Genomic DNA, 15,933 nt, shown 5'->3' on the forward strand with positions numbered 1-15,933 from the left:
AGAATAACATAATAGAAAGTAGGGACGCCGAAATGAATAGTTACACTCCTCCAAAAAAACAAGGAATGTATGATCCCGCCTACGAGCATGATGCATGCGGTATGGGATTTGTCGTTGATATCAATGGTAATGGCTCTTATAAATTAGTCTCTGATGCGTTGGATTTATTGGAAAACATGGAGCATAGGGGTGCTTCCGGCGCTGATGCCAAAACAGGTGACGGAGCAGGTATCATGGTGCAGATTCCTCATCATTTTTTCAGCAGGGAGTGCGACGTCCTAGGAATCCATTTGCCTAAAAAAGGCGATTATGGAGTAGGGATGCTCTTTGCCCATAAATATGACGATCTACGTCACGAACAAATGAGAATGGTGGAAGAGATTGTCACTTCCGAAGGTCAAAAAGTGTTGGGTTGGCGTGAGGTTCCGATCGACAGCTCCGAAATCGGTGTGACTGCAAAAGCAGCTATCCCGCGTTTTATCCAAGTTTTTGTCGGTAAAGGAAATCCTGAGATGACTGAAATGGATTTCGAACGCAAATTGTTCGTCATCCGTAAGTTATCCGAAAAACTGATCGTACCGATGAGCGAAAAAAGAGGCGGCTCGTTCTATTTTGCCAGCTTCTCTTCGAAAACAATCGTCTACAAAGGGATGTTGACTGCAGAACAATTGCGCAGCTTCTATCTTGATTTGACGGATTTGGATTTCACATCTGCTTTGGCGATGGTCCACTCCCGTTTCAGTACGAATACCTTCCCGAGCTGGGAAAGAGCCCATCCAAACCGTTACTTGATCCACAATGGCGAAATCAACACAATCCGCGGGAACATCAATTGGATGCGCGCCCGTCAAGGCAGCATGTCCCAGGATCTGTTGGATGCCAGCGAAAAAATCTATCCGATCGTCGACGAAACAGGGAGCGACTCTTCCCAATTCGACAACAATCTGGAATTCCTGTATCTGAACGGCCGCTCATTGCCGGAAGCTGTCATGATGATGGTTCCTGAGCCTTGGGAAAAGAACAAAACGATGTCGAAATCCAAAAAAGATTTCTACAACTTCAACAACTTCCTGATGGAACCATGGGATGGCCCTGCAGCAATGGGCTTCACGGATGGCGAAATCGTCGGAGCGGTGTTGGACAGAAACGGTTTGCGTCCTTCCCGTTACTATGTGACGAAAGATGATCGAGTCATCCTTTCATCCGAAGTAGGTGTCGTAGATGTGCGTCCGGAAGATGTAGCCTACAAGGGCCGTCTGGAGCCAGGCAAGATGCTGTTGATCGATACGAAGCAAAAACGTATCATCTCGGATGAAGAAATCAAAGAAACGGTCGCTGCTAAACAACCTTACGGAGAATGGGCTGAGAAACATCTGTCCAAAATGAAGGACATTGCGCCTGCTCCGTTGACCGCAACGGTTGAACCAGAAGAATTGTTGCACCAACAGAAAGCTTTCGGTTATACGTTCGAGGACATCCAGTTATTGATCAAACCGATGGCCGTTACGGGTGGCGATTCAGTCGGAGCGATGGGGATCGATTCTCCGTTAGCAGTTTTATCTGACAAACCACAGATGTTGTATCTGTACTTCAAACAATTATTTGCGCAAGTTACGAACCCTCCGATTGATGGGATCCGTGAGGAAATCGTTACTTCCGATACAATGCTTGTCGGAAATTGCGGTAACCTTTTAGATCCGGATAATGCTGATACGCATGCCATCTACTTGGATAGCCCGATTTTGACGGATTCTGAATTAGCGAAAATCAAAGCATTGCAGGACGACAAATTCAAAACAGTCACTCTTTCCCTTTTATATCGCGTCGAAGAAGATGCGAAAGGGATGGAAAAAGCTTTGGAACGCCTTTTCAGTGCAGCGGACAAAGCTATTGCTTCAGGCGCCAACATTTTGGTCCTTTCCGACCGCGGCGTGAACGCTGAATGGGCAGCCATTCCGGCTTTATTGGCTGTTTCCGGTCTGCATCATCATTTGATCCGCGAAGAAACACGCACGAGCGTCGGCCTTGTGCTGGAATCCGGTGAACCAAGAGAAGTGCATCATTACTGCACATTGGTCGGATACGGCTGTAACGCGGTCAATCCATATTTGACTTATGCGACCATCCGCGAACTTGCTGAAGAAGGCTTGTTGGACGGACTGGATGCTGAAGCAGCAGAAGCGAACTACATCCACGCAGCTGTCCACGGCATGTCCAAAGTATTGACCAAAATGGGTATCTCAACGATGCGCAGTTATCACGGGGCACAAATTTTTGAAGCGCTGGGAGTCAACAGCGAAATTGTCGCTAAATACTTCACAGGCACGCCTACCCGTATCGAAGGTATCGGTATGCAGGAAATTGCTACAGAAAACAGAATGCGCCATGACAGTGCCTATAAAGCTACAGCGCCTTACAGCGAAACGCTGGGTGTGGGCGGTCATTTCCAATACTCGGCCATGGGTGAAGAACACTTGTACAATCCGAGCACGATCTACCGTCTGCAGCAAGCGACTCGCCAAGGAGACTACGAGCAATACAAAGAGTTCTCTCGCGAAATCAATGCTGATACGAACGCGTACACACTGCGTCAACTGATGCAATTCAAGCCAAACGTTCAAGATGCGATTCCGATCGAAGAAGTCGAATCGGCTGAAAGCATCGTGAAACGCTTCAAGACCGGAGCGATGTCTTACGGTTCGATCAGTATCGAAGCGCACCAAACTTTAGCGATCGCCATGAACCGTCTCGGCGGTATGAGCAACTCGGGTGAGGGTGGAGAAGATCCGCGCCGTTTCGAATTGGATGAAAACGGAGATTCACGCAACAGTGCCATCAAGCAAGTCGCTTCCGGACGTTTCGGCGTTACGAGCCACTACTTGGTGAACGCGAAAGAAATCCAGATCAAGATGGCCCAAGGTGCAAAACCGGGTGAAGGCGGACAATTGCCAGGACCGAAAGTGTATCCTGAAATCGCCAAAACACGTGGCTCCATCGCGGGTGTAGGCTTGATTTCACCGCCACCGCATCATGACATCTATTCCATCGAAGATTTGAAAGAATTGATCTTTGACTTGAAGAATGCCAACCGTCATGCGCGCATCAACGTGAAATTGGTTTCTGAAGCTGGCGTTGGTACGATCGCAGCAGGTGTTGCGAAAGCAAATGCCGATACGATCCTGATCAGCGGGTATGATGGCGGTACAGGTGCAGCACCAAGAACCAGCATCCGCAATACCGGCTTGCCGTGGGAACTTGGCTTGGCTGAAGCGCACCAAACATTGGTGTTGAACAAATTGCGTGACCGTGTCCGCGTCGAAACGGATGGTAAATTATTGACTGGTCGCGATGTTGCGATCGCCTGTATGTTGGGTGCCGAAGAATTCGGCTTTGCGACAACGCCGCTTGTGGCTATCGGCTGCATCATGATGCGTGTCTGCCACCTGAACACTTGTCCAGTGGGTATCGCTACGCAGGATGAAACGTTGCGCAAGAACTTCCAAGGCAAACCGGAATACGTCGTGAACTTCATGATGTTCGTTGCCGAAGAATTGCGTGAAATCATGGCGAAATTAGGCTTCCGCACGATCAATGAAATGGTCGGACGCAGCGACAAGTTGAAGATGAAAGAAAATGTGAAGCATTGGAAAGCGAAGACAGTCGATCTGTCCAGCGTATTGTACCAACCATATGCAGCACCGAATGTCGGCAGATACAACATGACGGAGCAGGACCATGAGTTAGAGAAAACATTGGATATGCGTCGTCTGTTGAGAATCGTGAAACCGGCCATCGACTCTAAAAAACGCATCGTAGCAAAATCAGCCATCAAAAACATCGACCGGGTTGTCGGAACCATCATCGGCAGCGAAATATCGAAAAAATATGGTGCTGAAGGCTTGCCGGAAGATACGATCCAATTGACTTTCGTAGGCTCGGCAGGACAAAGCTTCGGCGCATTCATTCCTAAAGGGATGACATTGACGCTGGAAGGCGATTCGAATGACTATATCGGTAAAGGCTTGTCCGGTGGTAAAATCATCGTACGCGTACCGAATGAGGCTACATTCGCACCTGAAGAAAACATCATCACCGGTAACGTCGCTTTCTATGGCGCAACCAGTGGTAAAGCATACATCAACGGAATCGCCGGAGAACGTTTCTGCGTCCGTAACAGTGGCGTGGATACTGTTGTTGAAGGAATCGGCGACCACGGTTGTGAGTACATGACTGGCGGAACGGTTCTGATCATCGGAAAAACCGGTCGTAACTTCGCTGCCGGGATGTCGGGCGGGGTAGCTTATATCCTTGATTTCGATGAAAACAATCTGAACATGGAAATGGTCAGCGCAACGAAAGATTTGAATGACACAGAGAATGACACAATCAAACGCATGCTGCAGGAGCATATGATCTTTACGGGAAGTCCAAAAGCGCAAAGCATCTTGGCTAACTGGGATCAAATGAAATTCCGCTTCACTAAGGTCATCTCCAATGACTACAAGTTCATCCTGGAAAACATCGAAATTGCGAACCAGATGGGCATCACCGGAGAAGACGCAATGCGTTATGCCTTTGATGAGCGCTACAAACCAGTGGTGACAAACTAAGGAGGAGGGATAAGATGGGAAAAGTTACTGGATTTAAGGAATATAGCCGTTCCAATTATGAAAAGATTTCTCCGGAAGTCCGCATCAAAAATTGGGGCGAGATGCGTGAAGAAACATCAGAAGAAAAGATTCGGACCCAAGCGGCCCGTTGTATGAGCTGTGGCATTCCCTTCTGTTCGGCAGGCATCATGCTGCCGAACGGGGCATCCGGTTGCCCTCTGCACAATCTCATCCCCGAGTGGAATGATATGGTGTATCGCGGTCAATGGAAAGAAGCGTACGAACGTTTAGCCTTGACCAACCCGTTTCCGGAATTTACAGGACGTGTCTGTCCGGCTCCTTGTGAAGGTTCTTGTACAGTTGGACTTATCGGTGAACCCGTCACGATAAGCAGCATCGAATACGAAATCATCGAACATGCTTTCCAGAATGGTTGGGTAAAACCGGCTAAAGCTCCAGCTACCGGCAAACGCGTTGCGGTTGTCGGCTCCGGCCCTGCCGGCCTTGCGACAGCGCACTACTTGACTTCAGTCGGCCATGCGGTCACTGTCTTCGAAAGAAGCGACCGTCCGGGTGGTTTATTGATGTACGGTATCCCGAACATGAAGTTGGATAAGGACATCATCCAAAGAAGACTGGATATCCTGGAAGAAGCTGGCGTGGCATTTGTCTGCAACACCGAAATCGGCAAAGACATCAGTGCACAGGAATTGGTCGACACGTATGATGCAGTCGTTCTGTGCGGCGGCGCAACCCGCGCCCGCGGCATCAATGTTGAAGGCAATGACGCAAAAGGCGTGCATATGGCTATGGATTTCCTGACTGCAAACACACAAAATATCCTTGCGGGTGAACCGCAGGAAAGCAAAATCACTGCCAAAGACAAACACGTCATCGTAATCGGTGGCGGGGATACCGGTACCGATTGTGTCGGTACATCCATCCGTCATGGCGCGAAGAGCGTGCATCAATTTGAAATCATGCCGCAAGCTCCGGACAAACGTGATGCAGATACGAACCCTTGGCCAGAATGGCCTAAAAAGCTGAAAACGGACTACGGCCAAGAAGAAGCGATCTACTTGACCGGCTCTGATCCGCGCAACTATGAGATCAACACGACGAAAGTCGAAAAGAATGAGGCAGGCGAAGTTACGGCTGTCCATACTGTACAGATCGAATGGAAACGTGATGCGTTAGGCAGAATGAATCCAATACCCGTCGAAGGAACCGAAAAAGTCTGGAAAGCGGACTTAGTCTTGCTGGCGATGGGCTTCACAGGTCCTGAAGATACCATTCCGGATGAATTAGCTTTGAAACGCGATCTGCGCAGCAACATCCAAGCAGCAGAGACCGACTACAAAACGAACGTGGAAAAAGTCTTTACATGCGGCGACATGCGCCGTGGACAAAGCTTGGTCGTGTGGGCTCTGCAAGAAGGAAAACTAGCCGCAGGCGAAGTGGACCGTTTCTTGTCAGGCGACACAGACATCTACTAATCAGTTTAAAAAACCCGAAGCAGCGGAAGTGCGCTGCTTCGGGTTTTTGCGTTGAGGGTGTTGCGGATTCACGGGGGCGCGGCGGCGGTTTTTCGCCCAGCTCCGGTGAAGCTGTACCTGGCCGGAGCTGAGAGAAGAATAGCACCGCGAACTCCGGCGAGCCCGCGCTCACCGGAGAAAGGATCCGAACAATAGCGTCAGCTCCGGCGAACCCGCCTTCACCGGAGCTGACGCCGTCCCGGAGTGCCGTCCTCCGGTGAACCCGCATTCCCTACATTTGATCGGAGCGCTGATCAAGAGTACCAACCTTGTCTGGTAGCCTAAATAATCCCATATATTGAAATTCGAAATATAGCTCAAAAAAATGGTATAATACTAGCATCAAATCCTTAAGTAGTTTAAGAGGGAAGATTCGCAGAAAAAGAAAGGGTGCAGAGTTGTGAAAAATTGGAAAAGTGTGGCGATTGCCTATGGCCTACCAGCAGTCGTTCTTTTAGGATATTGGTATTCGGCGTTGACCCCAGTGTCGATCCAGTCACCGGAGTTTTGGACGAATATGTTTTTGTATTTAGTCGCAAGTGCAGCATTGATGAACGTCTTTGATCGCTCGAAAGCTGATAAAGTCAACAAAGTTTCTGGAGCCATCATCGGGATCAGTATCGTTTTCCTCATCGGAGGAATGCTATTTGGCTCCCAAATTTTCAGGGCCAAAGATTACGCCAGCCTGATTACGCATACGGAAGGCAATTTTGAAGAGGACCTGAGCATTACGGATCCTTCGCAGATACCGACGATCGACCGTGATATGGCAGAGCGTCTGGGAAGCCGCAAGCTTGGCGAAGTCCTCAATTTGGTTTCCCAATTCGACGTCAGCACGGAATACACGCAAATCGCTTACAAAGGCGATTCGGTCCGTGTTTCGCCATTGGAATACGTCAGCTTTTTCCGTTGGTTGAACAATCGCGCCGATGGGATTCCGCATTATGTGACCGTCGATATGGTGACGGGAGATTCTGAATTGGTGAATCTGGAGAAAAACATCCATTATTCCCATTCCGGCTATTTTGGGGATGACATCACGCGGCATATCTTTTTCAATTATCCGACCGTGATGTTCGAAAACCCGGTCTTTGAATTGGATGAAGAGGGCAATCCGTATTACATCGCGCCTATCGTTGAGAAGAAATTCAGCTTCATGGGGCCTAAGGAAGTCGTCGGCGTTTTCGTCGTGGATGCTTCCTCCGGTGACATCACGCGCTATAGTGTTGCCGATGTACCTGATTGGGTCGATCGCGTGTTCCCAGCGAACATGGTGATGACGCAAATCAATTACAACGGGCAATACCAAGGCGGTTACTTGAACAGCGTCATCAGCAAAAAGGGTGTCATCCAAAATGCGCAGGGCTACAACTACATCGTGTTGAATGACGATCTGTATTTGTACACAGGCCTGACGTCGGTTGCTTCCGATGAATCGAATATCGGTTTTGTGCTTGTCAATTCGCGGACGAAAGAGTCGAAACGCTACAACATCAGCACAGCTACCGAATGGAGTGCCATGGAGAGCGCCCAGGGATCAGTGCAGGAAAAAGGCTACATCAGCACATTCCCGCTTTTGTTCAATATGGAAAGCAAGCCGGTTTATCAATTGTCCTTGAAGGATGATGCTGGTTTGATCAAAATGTACGCCTTTGTGAATGCGACGAACTATCAGAAAGTCGGTACCGGAAATTCCTTGGCTGCTGCCTGGAACGCCTATACCGGAGGCGTCGTTTCCACAACAACCGATGAGGAAGAAGAGGTCGTCGAGACCGAAACCATCAGCGGTGCCATCACCGCCATGGAATCAGTCGTCATCGACGGCGAAACGACTTATTACTTCACGTTGGAAGGCGATGCCGAAACCATCTATATCGCTAAAGTGTCCATCGACAAGCAGTTGCCGTTCATCAAAGCCGGCGACAGCGTGACGATCGAAGTGGACGGTGCGCGCGTCGTATCCATCATCAAACAGTAAACACAATTGGAAGAAGGGTCTGCCTTATTTGAAGGTAGGCTCTTTTTTGTTGTTTCGCCGGAGGAGGAAAGCCAAAAATGATCATTACCTCCGACCACGGCGGCTTCGCCGGAGTTCGACCATCCGCAACGCAGTCTCCTCCGGCCAGCATGCGCTCGACGGAGTTGGGCTGTCTGGCGCAGGTCTGTTTTCCGGCGAGGCGCACTTTCATCGGAGCTGGCGTTTTCCTCCGGTGAGGGGGTTCTTCGCCGGAGGAGGAAAGCCAAAAATGATCATTACCTCCGACCACGGCGGCTTCGCCGGAGTTCGACCATCCGCAACGCAGTCTCCTCCGGCCAGCATGCGCTCGACGGAGTTGGGCTGTCTGGCGCGAGTCTGTTTTCCGATGAGCGCACCTCTCATCGGAGCTGACGGTTTCCTCCGGTGAGGGGGTGTTTCGCCGGAGGAGGAGAGTCAAAAAGATGATCACCTCCGACCACGGCGGCTTCGCCGGAGTTCGGCCGTCCGCAACGCAGTCTCCTCCGGCCAGCGTTCGCTCGTCGGAGTTGGGCTCCCCGGCGCAGGCCTGTTCTCCGATGAGGCGCACTTTCATCGGAGCTGGCGTTTTCCTCCGGTGAGGGGGTTCTTCGCTCGACGGAGTTGGGCTGTCTGGCGCAAGTCTGTTCTCCGATGAGCGCATCTTTCATCGGAGCTGGCGTTTTCCTCCGGTGAGGGGGTGTTTCGCCGGAGGAGGAAAGCCAAAAATGATCATTACCTCCGACCACGGCGGCTTCGCCGGAGTTCGGCCGTCCGCAACGCAGTCTCCTCCGGCCAGCGTTCGCTCGTCGGAGTTGGGCTCCCCGGCGCAGGTCTGTTCTCCGATGAGGCGCACCTCTCATCGGAGCTGCTGCCCAAGTTACCGGATCTAGCGAAAAATTAGTTGTCCGCAAATGCAAAAAATTGACGGAACAAGGGCTGTTGTTGCATAGTAAAGATAAGAATGCATGCGAAAGGAAGCGCTGCGCCATGGCAAATAAAGTGACCCATCCGATTCTGTTTCAAGGCGACCTGAAAAAGAAAGGTCCCTATTTTGAAGGGTGGTATTTCAAGAGTGTTTCAGCAGATGAAAAGACCGTCCTTAGTCTGATCCCCGGCATTTCAATCACCGAGGAAGACCCGCACTGTTTCATCCAATATTCCTATGTCCATACCGGAGAAGCGCTCGAAAAAGAGTTGCGGACCGGCTACATCCGCTATCCATTGTCTGCGTTTCAATGCAACCAAACGCCATTTGTGCTGAAAATCGGCAACAGTGTCTTTTCGGAAACACTCGTCAGTGTGCATCTGGAGGAGGATGATTTCCGGATAGATGGCATCCTGAAGCTTGGGCCGTTCCAAAATGTCAAACGCACACCTATGTCGCCATCCATCATGGGTTTCTTCGCCTACATCCCGAACATGGAATGTTACCACGGCGTCATCAGCATGAATCACGCTATCGACGGAACGGTTGCAATCGGAAACAAAACCAGTGATTTTACGGGCGGCAAAGGCTACCTCGAAAAGGATTGGGGAACCTCATTTCCGGAGGAGTATGTCTGGATCCAATGCAATCATTTCCGTGAGGAGCAGACCAGCCTCTTTTTCTCGGTGGCGAAAATCCCTTTCCGGGGTTCCTCTTTCGAAGGCTTCATCTGCAATTTTATCGTGGATGGAGAGGAATACCGATTTGCGACCTATAACCGCAGCAAATTCACATTGGGATTGTTGACCGATGATCGGATCGAAATCGAAGTGTCCCATGGCTCCGCCTCCCTTACCATCTGTGCGGAAGTGCTCCACGGCGCTGCCTTGGTGGCGCCGACCAGACAGGGGATGGATAAGTTGATTAAAGAAGGACTTTCCGGCGTCGTAACGGTCGACTTCACCGACAAGAAAACCGGGAAAAATTACCACGATGTCGGGAATGTGGCAGGCATTGAAGTGGTGCGCTGAACGTTTTATCGAACCGAAGGGAGGAAAGGGAGATGAGCCAAAATCTGTTTACTTATCGCATCCAAACGAGCGGCAAACAGTCGCTGACGAACATCGATGTCTATCTCGAGGATGCTCTGGCGAAAAGCGGCGTGAAGGACGGCATCATGGTCGTCTTCTGTCCGCATACGACTGCGGCCATCACGATCAATGAAAACGCCGACCCGGACGTGCAGAAGGACCTGAATTGGGGATATACGGATACGTTCCCGAACAAGGGGAGCTATCACCATGTAGAAGGCAACTCGGACGCCCACATCAAGTCCTCCTTGACCGGAGTCAGCGAAACGATCATCGTGACGGAAGGACGGATGCTGCTCGGGATTTGGCAAAGCATCTATTTCTGGGATTACGATGGCCCGCGCAACCGAAAATTCCATGTGAAAATCATCGCCGGATAGGTTTAAAAAATGGTCCGAGCATATTGTTTCGAATTCGAGATAATGACATGTATAATGAAAGAAAAACAAGCGGTAGGTGAGGACACGATGCTGGAGGATATCAAAAAAATATTTGCGGAACATGAACCCAAGCCAATCGGGGAACAGCGCTACTTTTCCGTCCTGCTCCCTTTAATCAGGGTGGAAGGGGAGCGTCATGTGCTTTATGAAGTGCGGGGCGAACATATCTCTCAACCGGGCGATACGTCATTCCCGGGTGGCGCAGTGGAGCCGGGAGAAAGCTTTGAAGAAACGGCGATCCGTGAAACAATGGAAGAGTTGAACATAAAGAGGGATAACATCAAGATTCTGGGAGAAATGGATTATATCATGAATGAGCGCGCAATCATCCATTGCTTTGTCGGGGAAATCGTCGGCGTGGACAAGGAAGATATCCGCTTCAACAAGGAAGTGCAGGAAATCTTCACAGTTCCACTTCAGTATTTCATGGATAACCGTCCGACTTATTATTCCTCGACGGTCCGGCTGGAGCACCCCGATGATTTCCCGTTTGAACTGATTCCGAACGGCAAGGATTACAAATTCAGGATCGGTGTCCATTGCGTGCCGTTCTATCATCTGGAAAACTATCGACTGTGGGGATTCACCGCGAACCTGACTGACCGCTTCGTGAGCATATTGGAACAAAATGAAAATCAGAGCGCAGAATAAAAAGCATGAGCCCATTCATTCGAGGGCTCATGCTTTTTGCGCTAGATAAAGGCACAGTACTCGCATGTTCGGGTGACGAGTACTGTTGCCGCATCCACAACAGTTTTCTCCAGTAAAGGCCGCTCTCGCGAAGCTGAGGGGCTGTTGGATGTGTTTGTCTAGTTAGTATTTCCTGGTGGCAACCTCAAAAACACCTGATCAAACGCTGAAAACATGTTCCCGATAGGTTTCGAAGCTGTCGTGCACATGCGGTTGGACTTTTTCCAACGAAACAGGGCGGCCTTCTTCGTTCAGGAAACAATGCTTGCTTTTGCCGGTTGTGCGCAACTCTCCGGTTGCGACATCGATGACACGGTAGGTTAGGCCTAATTTCACTCCGCTGTAAGAATCGATTTCGGTCAGAACATAGACGGAGTCTCCGAAGCGGACCATCGTTTTGTAATGTGCTTCGACGGAAAGGACTGGGCTGATGATGCCGGCTTCTTCCAATTTCGCATAATTCGCGCCGATCTGGTCAAGAAAGTCCACGCGGGCTTCTTCGAACCAACGGATGTAATTGGAGTGGTGGATGATCTTCATCTGATCCGTTTCGTAATATTGGGCGACGTGGATATAGGGGTTCAGTTCATTTTTCAAAAAAAGCTTCCTCCTTGTGACAGTTTTCTCTGGATAGCGAACCGGTACCCGAGAGCATCATCTCCGGCGAAGGGATACTTCGGCGGAGATGATGCAGTATTCAGGGCTCCAATTCCCGGTGAAGGCCGCTTCACCGGTTTTTACCGGAATTCCGGAGCGTCAACTCCGATGAACATGTGCTTCCCAGGAGTTGAGGTGCGCCATCGCCCCCATGTCCGGCAAAGCGGGCACCAGGCTGCTTCCGTAAGAACAGGGCTGCCTCGAAAGAGAGGCAGCCCTGTATGCATTATTTTGCTTCGATCTCGATCAAGAGGTCTCCGGCTTCGATCTGATCGCCGTCGATGACATAGATCTGATCGACGACACCGTTGATTGTGGAACGGATCATCGTTTCCATCTTCATCGCTTCGGTGATCACGACTGGATCGCCTTGAGAAACGCGATCGCCGCGTTTGACGAGAACTTCCAATACAGAACCCGGCATTGTTGCGCCGACATGCTCTTTGTTGGTAGGTTCCGCTTTTTTGCGGATCGCTTTCGTGCTGGTGATGGACATGTCTTTGACTTCAATCTCACGGCCTTGGCCATTCAGGTCGAAGTAAAGGATACGCATCCCGTCCGAATCAGGTTCACCGATCGAGTTCAATTTGATGATCAAGGTTTTGCCTTTTTCGATCTGAACTTCGATCTGCTCGCCCATACGCATGCCGTGGAAGAAAGTAGGGGTGTCAAGTTTTGTGACATCGCCGAACTTATCATAGACTGCGATATAATCCAGGAAGATTTGCGGGTACATCAGGTAGCTGATGACATCCTCATCGCTGGCTGGGCGTTGGATTTTTTCCTCCAACTCAGCTTTCAAAGCAACGAAGTCGATCGGCTCACGCAGACTGCCCGGTCTTTCTGTGATGGCTTTTTTGCCTTTCAGGATGATTTCCTGCAGTCTTTCCGGGAATCCGCCGGTAGGTTGACCCAAGTCACCTTTGAAGAAGCTGACGACGGATTCAGGGAAGTCGATCGTTTCGCCTTTAGCATAGACATCTTCTTCGGTCAATTTGTTTTGGACCATGTAGAGGGCCATATCGCCGACAACTTTTGAGGATGGCGTCACTTTGACGATGTCGCCGAACATTTTGTTGACGTCAGCGTACATCTCTTTGACTTTATCCCACTCGTCGTTCAAGCCGACAGCATTCGCCTGTTGTTGCAGGTTCGTGTATTGTCCGCCCGGCATTTGGTGGTCGTAGACTTCGGTTGAAGTCGTTTGGATGCCGCCTTCGAATTCTTCGTAGTAGTCACGGATATCTTCCCAATAACGGTTGATTTTGTGCACGTTGTGGATGTTGATGTCCGGCTCGTGCTCAGAACCTTCCAAGGCATAATACAAGCTGCTGATGCTCGGTTGGCTGGTTGTGCCGCTCATGGCACTCATGGCCACGTCTACGATGTCTACGCCCGCTTTGATCGCTTCTGAGTACGTGTAGATGCCGTTTCCGCTTGTATCATGCGTATGCAGATGGATCGGAAGATCGACAGTATCCTTCAACTCACTGATCAGACGGTAAGCCGCTTGCGGTTTCAAAAGACCGGCCATATCCTTGATTGCGATGGTGTGTGCGCCCAAGGCTTCAAGCTCTTTGGCCATCTCTTTGTAGTATTGGATCGTGTATTTCGTTTGTGTCGGATCATTGATATCGCCTGTGTAGCAGATGGCTGCTTCAGCGATCTTATTGTTGTCGCGTACGTACTGGATGCTTTTTTCCATCTGCTTCGTCCAGTTCAAGCTGTCGAAGATACGGAAAACATCGATTCCGTTTTTAGCGGCAAGTCTGATGAACTCTTCCAAGCCGTTGTCGGGATAGTTTTGGTATCCGACCGCATTCGATCCGCGGAACAGCATCTGCAATAGAGTATCCGGCATTTGCGCGCGCAGTTTCTTCAATCGTTTCCAAGGATCTTCGCTCAGGAAGCGGTAGGCAACGTCGAAGGTAGCTCCTCCCCACATTTCGGAAGAGAACAATTGCGGAATGGCTGCTTGCGTTTCGGCTGCGATGGCTTGCATTTCGTTTGTGCGGATGCGGGTAGCCAACAAGCTTTGGTGCGCGTCACGGAAAGTCGTATCCGTCAAGAGCACACGGTTTTGGTCCTTGATCCATTGACTGACGGCTGCAGGGCCTTTTTCATCCAAAATATTTTTGGCGGTGATGATCTTTTGTTCCGGCATGACAATGTCAGTCGGGATCCGAGGCTTGTCATAGAATTTCTTGTGGCCTTTTTGGATGCCCGGGAAGCCGTTCACGGTAATGTTTCCGATGTACTGCATCGTTTTGTTTCCGCGGTCGCGCGTTTTCGGGAATTCGAACAATTCTGGCGTTGTGTCGATGAAAGTCGTCTTCGCATCGCCTGATACAAAAATCGGATGCGTAATGACATTGAACATGAACGGAATGTTCGTTTTTACGCCACGGATACGGAATTCGATCAGGGAACGTTCCATTTTGCTTACAGCTTGATCGAATGTCGAAGCATGTACACATAATTTAACCAATAAAGAGTCGAAGAATGGTGTTACGACCGTACCTTGGAACCCGTTACCAGCATCCAATCGGATTCCGAAGCCGCCTGGAGAACGGTACGTATTGATTTTTCCGGTATCAGGGAAGAAGTTGTTCAACGGATCTTCCGTCGTGATCCGGCATTGGATAGCAGCGCCGATCAACGGGATATTTGCCTGTTGCGGGATACCGATTTCTTTATGCAGATCTTGACCTTGTGCGATCAGGATCTGTGATTGCACGATATCGATTCCTGTAATCAACTCTGTGATTGTGTGCTCTACTTGGACACGCGGATTCACTTCGATGAAGTAGAATTGATCGCCTTCCAAAAGGAATTCCACAGTTCCGGCATTCACATAGCCGACGTGTTTCATCAATTGAAGAGCAGAGTTGCAGATTTTATGGCGGACTTCATCCGACATGGAAACGCAAGGTGCCACTTCGACAACTTTCTGGTGGCGGCGCTGCACGGAACAGTCACGCTCGTAAAGGTGAACGATGTTGCCATGCTCATCCCCTAAAATCTGAATTTCGATGTGTTTAGGATCTTGAATATATTTTTCGACATAAATCTCATCGCTGCCGAATGCGGCCAAAGCTTCACTGCGGGCTCTTTCGAAACCTTCGCGGGCTTCTTGTTCGTTGAAGGCCATACGCATACCACGTCCGCCGCCGCCTAAAGCCGCTTTGATCATGATCGGGTAGGAGTAAGTTTCCGCAAACGCAATGACTTCGTCGATATTTGCGACTGGACCGTCCGAACCAGGGATGGATTGGATGCCGGCTTCCACAGCTGCAACTTTTGCTTTGATTTTATCGCCAAAAATGTCCAAATGTTCCAAAGAAGGGCCGATGAATTTGATGCCTTCTTCTTGGCAACGTCTAGCGAAGTCGATATTTTCAGATAAGAAACCATATCCTGGATGAATGCCGTCTGCACCGGATTCTTTAGCGATGCGGATAAGGTCTTCGATGTCCAGATAGGCGTCGATAGGCTTTTTGCCTTTTCCGACCAAATAGGCTTCATCTGCTTTAAAACGGTGCACAGAACCTTCATCCTCTTGCGCATAAACGCCAACAGTAGGGATTTTCAGTTCAGTCAGTGCACGAAATACACGTATCGCGATTTCGCCGCGATTTGCAACCAAAACTTTTTTCAATATTTCCACCTCGCCAGTTTATTAAATTCAGAAACATTTCTTATACAATGATTAAAAATGATTCGTGATTTCCGCCAAAGATGAAAATTTGGCGAGAGAAATCAATTATATCTTTTTAATTATTCATTTTACACATTATCAGGCCAGTTTACAACAACCTTTTTAAGAATCTGTTAATAATTGAATAAAATGCCAATTATGCACAAAATACGAACGATTATAAAGCGTGAACTGTTAAATGTAAGTATATATTTCGTAATTAAAAATGACCCGTGCTATTATGAGAATGGTTTTGTATTTAATACGAACAATCTTTTATGAGAGTGTTTTG

The 15,933-nt window shown here is 49.5% G+C and carries 8 protein-coding genes; 6 read left to right on the top strand and 2 right to left on the bottom strand.

From position 1 onward, the window contains the following. The first annotated feature begins 32 nt into the window (after window positions 1-32). The 6 genes from gltB to C8U37_RS04240 all read left to right on the top strand — a co-directional run bounded on the left by gltB (window position 33) and on the right by C8U37_RS04240 (window position 11,248). Window positions 33-4,610, top strand: coding sequence for a glutamate synthase large subunit (gltB, locus tag C8U37_RS04210; RefSeq protein ID WP_108032026.1), 4,578 nt, complete (start codon window positions 33-35; stop codon window positions 4,608-4,610). Between the two features lie 14 nt (window positions 4,611-4,624). After that, complete coding sequence (locus C8U37_RS04215) at window positions 4,625-6,106, top strand: glutamate synthase subunit beta (protein ID WP_108032027.1); 1,482 nt, start codon at window positions 4,625-4,627, stop codon at window positions 6,104-6,106. A 439-nt stretch (window positions 6,107-6,545) separates the two neighbouring features. Beyond that, window positions 6,546-8,123: a hypothetical protein gene (locus C8U37_RS04220; protein WP_108032028.1), complete on the top strand. Its 1,578-nt coding sequence runs from the start codon at window positions 6,546-6,548 to the stop codon at window positions 8,121-8,123. A 1,005-nt stretch (window positions 8,124-9,128) separates the two neighbouring features. Then, window positions 9,129-10,097 (top strand): tocopherol cyclase family protein, encoded by a 969-nt coding sequence (locus C8U37_RS04230; RefSeq protein ID WP_108032030.1) that lies wholly within the window; start codon window positions 9,129-9,131, stop codon window positions 10,095-10,097. Between the two features lie 32 nt (window positions 10,098-10,129). Next, window positions 10,130-10,537 (top strand): secondary thiamine-phosphate synthase enzyme YjbQ, encoded by a 408-nt coding sequence (locus C8U37_RS04235; protein WP_108032031.1) that lies wholly within the window; start codon window positions 10,130-10,132, stop codon window positions 10,535-10,537. A gap of 54 nt (window positions 10,538-10,591) precedes the next feature. Further along, the gene (locus C8U37_RS04240; RefSeq protein WP_245879753.1) at window positions 10,592-11,248 is read left to right on the top strand and encodes an NUDIX hydrolase; all 657 of its coding nucleotides are present in this window, start codon (window positions 10,592-10,594) and stop codon (window positions 11,246-11,248) included. 198 nt (window positions 11,249-11,446) lie between these two features. Here C8U37_RS04240 and C8U37_RS04245 read toward each other — a convergent pair whose 3' ends face one another. Both C8U37_RS04245 and C8U37_RS04250 read right to left on the bottom strand, forming a co-directional pair. Further along, entirely contained in the window at window positions 11,447-11,884 is a 438-nt protein-coding gene (locus C8U37_RS04245) for an acyl-CoA thioesterase (RefSeq protein ID WP_108032032.1), read from the bottom strand. A gap of 286 nt (window positions 11,885-12,170) precedes the next feature. Beyond that, window positions 12,171-15,602, bottom strand: coding sequence for a pyruvate carboxylase (locus C8U37_RS04250; RefSeq protein ID WP_108032033.1), 3,432 nt, complete (start codon window positions 15,600-15,602; stop codon window positions 12,171-12,173). Window positions 15,603-15,933: the final 331 nt, after the last annotated feature.

It is taken from the genome of Trichococcus patagoniensis, from assembly GCF_003051085.1.
In the GTDB taxonomy this organism is placed as follows: Bacteria; Bacillota; Bacilli; order Lactobacillales; family Aerococcaceae; genus Trichococcus; species Trichococcus patagoniensis.